Origin of the sequence: Microvirga calopogonii (genome assembly GCF_003347665.1) — a bacterium.
Taxonomy (GTDB): domain Bacteria; phylum Pseudomonadota; class Alphaproteobacteria; order Rhizobiales; family Beijerinckiaceae; genus Microvirga; species Microvirga calopogonii.
This window is the reverse complement of the sequence record NZ_QDGA01000172.1, coordinates 1-7,112: the sequence shown is the minus strand read 5'-3', so window position 1 is coordinate 7,112 and position 7,112 is coordinate 1. Positions and strand designations below refer to the sequence as shown.

Here is a 7,112-nt window from a genome sequence, read left to right as displayed (position 1 = left end):
AGTTCAGGGATCGTCCTGGCGCCCAGGCGCTGCATGACATGAGCGCGGTGGGTTTCCACCGTGCGCGGGCTGAGGCCGATGGCCCGGCCGATCTGCTTGTTGGTCTGGCCGGCCAGCAGGCCCTCCAGGACCTCGCGCTCGCGGACCGGCATCTCGGCGATGAGCCCGCGGGCCCGGTTGGCCTCCTGGTCGTGCTCGTCGGCCTGGGAAATGTCAGCGGCGGCCGACGCAAGGGCGGTCAGCAGCTCATCCGGAGCATAGGGAACCGGCAGGAAGTCCACCGCGCCGGTCTTCATCACCTGCACCGCAGACTTTACATCGCTCTGGAGCGCGCCCAGCACGATCACCGGCAGGCCGATGCGCCGGGCCTTGAGCTCCCGCGGGATGGTCAGGCCACCCGCCTCGGGCTGACGCATGTCGAGCACCACGCAGCCGGCCGCGAGCGCCGGGGCCGCCTCCAGGAACGCCTTGCCGGACGGGAAGGCTCTCACGTCATAGCCGGCGTCGCGCAGCCCTCGCGTCAGATCCTGACGCGAGGGCTCGTCGGCATCGACCACATAGACGAAGCGCCCGTCATGGCGGGTGATGTCCTGGGCAACGCCGCCGGCGCGGCGGATCCGGCCCTGCGCGTCACGCATGGGGAAGAAGATGTTGCGGATCCAGCGCACCACCCGGTCCTGCCGGATGATGCGGAACTCCTCGGTGCTGATGTCGCCCAGTCTGACGCGTTCGAGCGCGTCTCGCGCACGTTCTCGATCATCCGGATGGAGGAAGCGGCTCCAACGGCTGGGATCGCCAAGCGTGCTTTCGATTGTTTCGCCCCAGATGGTCTCAAAGGCGGGGCTCAGGTATTCGAGGTTCATTGTCTCGAAGTTCAGGATCCAAAGGGTGCTGCTGGAATTCTCGGCGAACTGCCGGAAGCGCTCCTCGCTCTCACGCAGGGCGGCTTCGGCTCGCTTGCGTTCCGTGATGTCCAAGGCGGCTCCCATGAATGTAACGGGACGGCCATGCTCGAAAGTGGTCCGGCCGTGGGTGGAAACCCAGCGCTCGACCCCATCCCTGATCCCGATCACGCGATATTCAATGGCGTAGAGACCGTCACCTGTGGGGTCGACACAATGGGCAAGCGCGGCATCGACCTGAGCGCGATCCTCGGGATGAATGCCAGATAGCCACACCTCGTGGTCGACAGAAGCATCAGGCGGCAGCCCCCACATGGCCTTGAGCCGGGCATCCCAGCCCAGTGCTCCCGTGGCCGGATCCCAGGTGTAGGGCGACAGACCGACAAGATCGATGGCGGACAGGAGCCGCGCCTCGATCCCGTGCAGGGCCTTGGTGCGCTGCTCCAGTTCGGTCCGCTCTGCTGTGGCATCGTCGAGGGCCGAGGTCATCTGGAACGCGGCCGCGGCGAAGCGGGCGAGGCTTTGCAGGACGCGCGCATCCTCTGCATCGAACCGTCCCTCGGGGGTGTGCCTGATGGCCCAAAGAGTGCCGACCGCCTCGCCGTTCACATGCCAGGGGGCAAGCAGGTTCTCGTAGATGCGGGGCTCGACACCCCGGAGGGCCGGAAAGAACCGCTCCGCCTCGTGGAACAGAAGAACGCGGTTGCGTTCCATCACCGTCCCACAGGGGCTCGCCTCCTGGGGCATGGTGCCATGAAGGTTCGGCGCAAACCCGCCTGCTGCAGCGTGCCAGCGGAGCATGCCGCTTGTCCCGCCGGGCTCCAGGATGCTGATGCCGGCGGAATCCGCATGGCACAGCTCCATAACCAGTTCGGCGCATTTCTGGAGCACGCCGCCTGGATTGGTGGCTATCTCCTGGGCTAAAAGCCCGAGCGCTCGGCTCTCGGTTTCGTAGTCTTGGGTGCGGGAGGGTCGGCTGGCCAGCTCGGCCGTGATCAGGACGTCATCGACCCCCTTAATCGGGAGATCGGACCCGGCAGTGCTGGCCATTGCAGTCTCCTAGAGCGCCCCATGACAACGCTCGCACCGCCCCAAGGATCAGGAACTGACACAGGATGATCAAAGGGCAGCTCGGGGTCAATCTGAGTCCTCAACCGAGGTCACGTGAAGGTCGCCTCGCGGCTCCATTGCGGAAGTAAGGCTAAGGTCAGCCTGGTGCCACCAGGTCGTGTGGACGGATTTGATGAGGATGAAGCTCAGAGCAAGAGCAACGAATGAGCCGTAGTTCTCGTCAGTCTTTTCGCGGCGTAAAGCAATGCGCTTGAAGCGCTTGAGTTTGCCTATGGTCTGCTCAATGCGAGCCCGCCCACGGCAGAGCGCCTTGGGAAAGAACCCAATCCAATCAAGCGCCGCCGCAATCCCGCGGCTCAACCGTGCGCAGGCGCAATCCGCAACAGCAAAGCTCGAACCGATCTCAGGCGGCCGGGTTAACAATCTAGGTTAATAACACAGGTGAATCCCCGTCCGGTTCCCGGACTTCAGCGACAACCCGACGAGGGGCAGGCTGTGGCCTCGGTGTCGCCCATCGGATCAGCCGAAAAGTCCGCAACCATTCTTCTCGTTGAGATTGAACCGCTGGTGCGCCTGTTTGGCGCCGAGGCCCTGAAGCAGGCATCTCTAGCGTCATCAGTGCCGGGACCTGATCTCGGCGGGGGCGCTCACGGGGTGGGTTCATGCAGAGGGTTAGGCAAGGAAGCCTCGGGCGAGTGGCATGAGATGGCGCATTTAGCCGAGCGCTGGCTGAACACAGCCAACCAGAACAATCACAAAGTGCTGGACAGCCTAGAGGTAAACCGGCGCACAGCCTGATCCCGGCGTGATTTCCAGACACCCATAGGCATGAAGGGAGAAATCATGTTCACCCAAGATAAGCGCTCTGTTCTACCTGTCGGACCAAGGACAGGTCGCACCTACCCGCCAGACCTGCTGCCCCGTCTGCAAGCGCTGCTAGCCGATCTGGCGGACATCGAATTCGCCTACGAGAAGAATGTTGATGCGCTTCAGCGCAGTCCCAGCGATGCGACGCTCAAGCGGGAGATGCTCGATCGGTTGCGGCTTCACCACGAGAAGCGGCGGGCGCTGGCTCTGGCGGAACTCGCCCTGCTCGAAGAGCAGGTCCGGGTATTTTGCGAGATCGAAGCCTAGACGGAAGCCAAAGAGGAGACGGTCTGGTTGTACCGGATAGGAACGATGAGAAAGACGATGCCCGCATGATGAATCCACTAGTTCGCAAGCTGAGCAATTACGTCGACCTGCCAGAGGGCGACCGAACGGCGCTGGACGCCCTGGTGCAGAAGCACAAGGCCGTCGCCGCCCACACCGACCTGGTCCGCGAAGGTGATCCCACAAACGGCGTCTACCTGATCCTCACCGGCTGGGCCTGCCGCTACAAGATCTTGGCCGACGGGCAGCGCCAGATCATGGCCTACTTCGTTCCTGGCGACCTGTGCGACCAGCGCATCTTCATCCTCAAGCGCATGGACCATTGCATCGGCACGATCACGCCGGCCACCGTGGCGATCATCGCGGCGGAGACCATGATCGAGCTCACCGACCGCCATGCGCGGATCGCGCGGGCGTTGTGGTGGAGCACGCTGGTGGACGAGGCGATCACGCGCGAGTGGGTGGTCAACGTGGGCCAACGCGATGCCTTGGAGCGCGTGGGCCACCTCGTCTGCGAGATGTTCGTGCGGCTTCGTGCCGTCGGCCTGACGGAGGGGCTGAGCTTTGACTTCCCGGTGACCCAGACCGAGTTGGGTGATACGACCGGGCTCACGATGGTGCACACCAACCGCATGCTCCAGGCGCTTCGGGCCGAAGGGCTGATCACCCTGAAGGGGCACCGCCTGACCATCCTTGACCTGGATCGGCTCGCGAGCCTGTCACTGTTCAACCCGAGTTACCTGCACCTGGAGCACGAGGGGAACGGATCAGGGGAGTGGATCGACCGCCCTCGTGATCAGAGCCCTGGTTAGCAGTCCCTGCCCTGTACCTGCTGTAAGCCCTCCATTCCACCACCGACCCTGGATGAGTATGGGTTCGCGCATTATCGACGAGGACGGAAAGAGAACTCGCCCACCCGTGGGCCTCACGCACCAATCCGCAGTCTTCCGCTACTGCAAGACTCCCCTGGCTGGGAGATCCATGATGCATTCGAGCCCGCCGGGCTGGAACGTCAGCGTCGCTGTTCCCCTGAGCTGGTACGGCAAGGTCTGGGTCAGCAGCTCGGTCCCGAAGCCGCTGCGCCGGGGCGCAAGTGAGACAACCGACACCCCCGTCTCGGTCCAATCGATCCGCAGGCGCTGGTCGCCCTCCCGATCCTCCAGTCGCCAGGCCACCGTCACGTGCCCTTTCGGGCTCGCCAGTGCCCCATACTTGACCGCGTTGGTCGCCAGCTCATGGATCGCCAGCCCTACGGTTTCGGCCGCCTTGGGCTGGAGGCGAACGGCGGGTCCCGACAGGCGGAACTGCTTGCCCTCCCGGGCGGCACAGGTGAGCAACTCCTCGGCCACCAGAGACGCGAGATCAATCCCGGCGCTGGGATCGCGCGTCACAGCCGCCTGCACCCGCGCAAAGGCGTCGATGCGCCCCTCCAGGTGCATGGCGTAGTCCGCCACCGTCTCGCTGGTCTCCGCCGTCTGGCCCGCAATCGAGCGGATCACCGCGAGCGTGTTCCTCACCCGGTGCTGCAACTCGGCCAGCAGCAGCCGGGCTTGGGTCTCGCTCTCGCGCAGGGCCGCTTCCGTTTGCGCCCGCTCGATCAGATCGGCCGCCTGCCGGGTCAGCACGTCGAAGCGGCTGAAGTCATCTGCGCTTGGCGTGTACGGCGCGCGCCAGTGGGTCGACACCATGCCGAGCGCGCGCCCGGTGCGGGACCGCAGCGGCGTCGACTGGACCGCCCGCAGGTTGGACAGGCGGTAGGCCGCAAGGTCCTCGGTGCCCGCCATGAACGCGCAGGCCTCGGTGTCACTCACAAGGATCCGTCGGCCCGTCTTCAGCGCCTCGCCGCAGGTGCTCGCGGAGTTGCAGTCGACGCGGTCCCAGAACGCCGCCGCATCCGGGTGAAAGCCACGCCAGGCCAGCAGCTTCAGGATCTTCACGTCGGGATCAAGAATCTGCATGCTCGCGCCCTGTGAGCGCATGATCGCCATCATCGCGTCGAGAAGCTGCTCATAGAGGGCTTGCGGGTGCTGTTCCACGAGCAGCTCCGAGCTGAACCGCTGGAGCTGGCGGGCACCCTCGAGCTCGTGCGCCAGCCGGGCTTCACTCGCCCGCAAGGCCGCCTCCGCCCGCACCTGGGCGATGGCCTCCGCCGCCAGACGGGCATAGACATCGGTGAGCTTGGTATCGAGGTCGGACAGGTGGTGGGGCTGGCGGAAATAGGTCGAGAGCATGCCGAGCATCTCGCCGGAGGGTGTGACCAGCGGGGTCGACTGCACCGCCCGGTAGCCGGCCTCACGCGCCACCGCCAGGCTTGGGGCATAGGCGGGATCCTGCTCCACGTCCTCGATCGTGACCCGCTCCCGGCGGGCCAGCGCCATGCCACAGGTCGAGGCCTCCACGGCACCGACCTTGGCAAAGTGGTCGAGGAACGGCTGCTGGAAGCCGCGCTGGGCGGCGATACGCAGTGTCCGGGTCTTTTCATCGTAGAGCTGGATGGTGCCGAAGTCGGCGCCGTGCAGCTCGATGGTGGCGTCCAGGATCGCGTCGAGCACCGCCGGGAGACCGGCCCCGTCGACGACTTGCCGGCTCACCTCGTGCAGCCGCGTCATCGCCTTCAATTCGGCCGCGAGCGCCTGCTCCGCCTGCTTGCGGGCGGTGATGTCGAGCACGAACTCGAAGATCGTGCCATCCGGCAGCAGCTTGCCGGCGAACAGTGCGCACCACCGCGAGCCATCCTGGCGGAAGTACTCCTTCTCGTAGGGCGGGATCTGCCCGGTGGCCCTCAGCTCCGCGAAGGCGCGCTCGGAGACGTCCCGCCATTCCGGCGGGGTGAGCGCCTGCCAGGTGAGACGGCCCGCCTCCAGATCCGCACGGCTGTAGCCGCCCATGGCCAGGAAGGCATCGTTGGCCTCGATGATCCTGCCGTCCGGATCGAGATAGATCGCTCCGACCGTCTCGATCTCCAGCGCCGCCCGCAGGCGCGCCTCGCTTGTCTGGACGCTTGCATGGGCTTCCGAGAGGGCGCGGGTGCGGTCCGCCACCCGCCGCTCCAGGTCCGTGCGGCCGGCTTCCGCTTTGTCCAGGGCATCGGTCGTCTGGTAGGCGGCTGCGGCGGTGTGGGCGAGGCTTTGCAGCAGGCGGGCATCCTCGGCATCGAACTGCCCCTCGGGCGTATGCTTCATCGCCCAGAGCGCACCGACTGGCTCGCCGTACGCATGCCAGGGCGCCAGCAGGATCTCGTAGACAGGCGGTCCGATGCCCCTCATGCCGGGAAAGAGCCGCTCGCCCTCGCGGAACAGGAGCACGCTGTCGCGGGCGATCACCGCCTCACTTGGGCAAGTTTCCTGTGGCACGGTCCGGCCGGCCTGAGCCGCCAGCCCGCCCCCGGCCGCGTGCCAGCGGAAGACCCCTTCCTCCCCGGGTTCGAGCAGGCTGATGCCGGCGGAGTCGGCATGGCACAGCGCCACCGCCAGCTCGGCGCATTTCTGGAGCACGTCACACGGGTTGGCGGTCATCTCCTGGGCCAGGGCGGCGAGGGCCCGGTTCTCGGCCTCATAGTCCGGCGCATGGGATGAGCGCCGGGCCAACTCCTCCGTGATTAGACTGTCGTCAAGTCCGGCCGGTGTCCTGTTTCGGCCGTCAGCCGTGGTCATACTGACCTCCTGTAAGGCCCCCATGTTGGTCGCAGGACCTGACGCCTTCAGCCTCCTGCCGCAGATCGGCGAATGGGGCTAGGGTCAGAGGGCGCACCTCAGTCTCATTGGCATCGCGATGGCGCCCCTCGCGGTCGAGATGCAGGTCGTTGGGATTGAACAGGGCCGCCCGCATCAGCTCGTCCAGATCCGGTTTGCGGATCAGCGAATGCACCACTGCCTAGCGCCGCCGGAACGTGCCATGAACATTAGCGCATCGCGATCCGGAGCTGTATAACCTGGATTATACTGGCGCGACTGCCATTGGCTTATTCTTGCCCGAAGCTCCCTGACG

General features: G+C 65.7%; 5 protein-coding genes. 2 read left to right on the top strand and 3 right to left on the bottom strand.

What is annotated here, in order from left to right; all coding sequences use genetic code 11:
* On the bottom strand, positions 1–1,952 hold a 1,952-nt coding region (locus tag DDF70_RS34810; RefSeq protein WP_114949088.1), incomplete at its 3' end, for a PAS domain-containing protein.
* Between the two features lie 864 nt (positions 1,953–2,816).
* Between DDF70_RS34810 and DDF70_RS34795 the strand changes: the two genes are divergently transcribed.
* Entirely contained in the window at positions 2,817–3,107 is a 291-nt protein-coding gene (locus DDF70_RS34795) for a hypothetical protein (protein WP_114949085.1), read from the top strand.
* Between the two features lie 65 nt (positions 3,108–3,172).
* On the top strand, positions 3,173–3,937 hold the full coding sequence (locus tag DDF70_RS34790; RefSeq protein ID WP_114949084.1) for a Crp/Fnr family transcriptional regulator: 765 nt from the start codon (positions 3,173–3,175) through the stop codon (positions 3,935–3,937).
* A 138-nt stretch (positions 3,938–4,075) separates the two neighbouring features.
* Here DDF70_RS34790 and DDF70_RS34785 read toward each other — a convergent pair whose 3' ends face one another.
* Both DDF70_RS34785 and DDF70_RS37725 read right to left on the bottom strand, forming a co-directional pair.
* Positions 4,076–6,778, bottom strand: a complete 2,703-nt coding sequence (locus DDF70_RS34785; protein WP_114949083.1) for a GAF domain-containing protein — start codon at positions 6,776–6,778, stop codon at positions 4,076–4,078.
* Entirely contained in the window at positions 6,765–6,995 is a 231-nt protein-coding gene (locus DDF70_RS37725; RefSeq protein WP_205772593.1) for a hypothetical protein, read from the bottom strand. Before DDF70_RS37725 ends, DDF70_RS34785 begins: the two co-directional genes overlap by 14 nt.
* Positions 6,996–7,112 lie beyond the last annotated feature (117 nt).